The sequence below is a fragment of the Acinetobacter sp. TY1 genome, assembly GCF_048551395.1.
GTDB lineage: Bacteria > Pseudomonadota > Gammaproteobacteria > Pseudomonadales > Moraxellaceae > Acinetobacter.
Map to the genome: position 1 here is coordinate 1 of NZ_JBLYZK010000075.1, position 1040 is coordinate 1040.

Consider the following 1040-nt stretch of genomic DNA (forward strand, 5'->3'; position numbering starts at 1 on the left):
GGCTTTGTTGCACAAACCTAGCCTATAAGGTTTATTCAGTCCTATAATTTCAAAATGAATAAACCTACTCCTAAAACTTATCGTACAACCAACTGGTCTTCCTATAATCGTGCTCTCATTAATCGGGGCAACATTTCCATTTGGTTTGATCCAAACACTCAGTGGTATGCACAACCACAAAACAAGCAAGGTCGAAATCAAACTTACTCCGATACGGCTATTCAATGCTGTTTAATGATCAAATCTTTATTTAGACTCTCTTTACGCATGGTCACAGGTTTTGTTCAAAGTCTGATTAAACTTTGTGGATTAAATTGGACCGCACCAGATTACAGTACGCTTTGTCGAAGACAAAAACATATTGATATTGCGATTAGCTATCAAAAAAGTAGTGATGGGCTACATCTACTCGTCGACTCAACTGGCTTAAAGTTTCTAGGTGAAGGTGAGTGGAAACGTAAGAAACATGGACCTGAATATCGTCGCCAATGGCGTAAGCTTCATATTGGCATCGATGCTGAAACCTTGCAAATACGTGCAGTGCAGCTTACTACAAATAATGTGAGCGATTCGCAAGTACTCGGTGATTTACTTGCTCAAATTCCCTTAGATGAACGAATTGATTCGGTCTATACCGATGGTGCTTATGACACGAAGCACTGCAGACAAGTCATTCTAGATCGAGATGCACATGCGCTCATTCCGCCAAGAAAAAATGCAAAACCATGGAAAGATCAGAAATTGAGATCTTTAGAGCGGAATGAGTTACTGAAAACAGTTAAACGTTTAGGAAGAACGCTTTGGAAAAAATGGTCTGGTTATCATCGTCGAAGTTTAGTTGAAACCAAGATGCATTGCATCAAACTATTAGGTGATAAATTAACAGCAAGGAGTTTTTCTAGTCAGGTGAATGAGATTCATGCACGCATAGCCGTATTGAACAAATTTACAGAATTAGGTCGTCCTCATACCCAAGTTGTCACTTGAATTCTGTTCAAATGAGCAGAGTGTTATCTTTTAAATCTTTGTGCAACAAAGCC

At 39.0% G+C, this 1040-nt stretch carries 1 protein-coding gene; it reads left to right on the forward strand.

Annotated elements, in window-relative coordinates:
- Nucleotides 1-54 precede the first annotated feature (54 nt).
- A complete protein-coding gene (locus ACK2M2_RS16415) occupies nucleotides 55-987 on the forward strand; it encodes an IS5-like element ISAha2 family transposase (RefSeq protein ID WP_001040037.1) in 933 nt (310 codons plus the stop codon).
- Nucleotides 988-1040 lie beyond the last annotated feature (53 nt).

What these genes read in the sequence shown, in the direction of transcription:
- ACK2M2_RS16415 (WP_001040037.1), top strand. Translation starts at nt 55, where the DNA reads ATGAATAAACCTACTCCTAAAACTTATCGTACAACCAACTGGTCTTCC.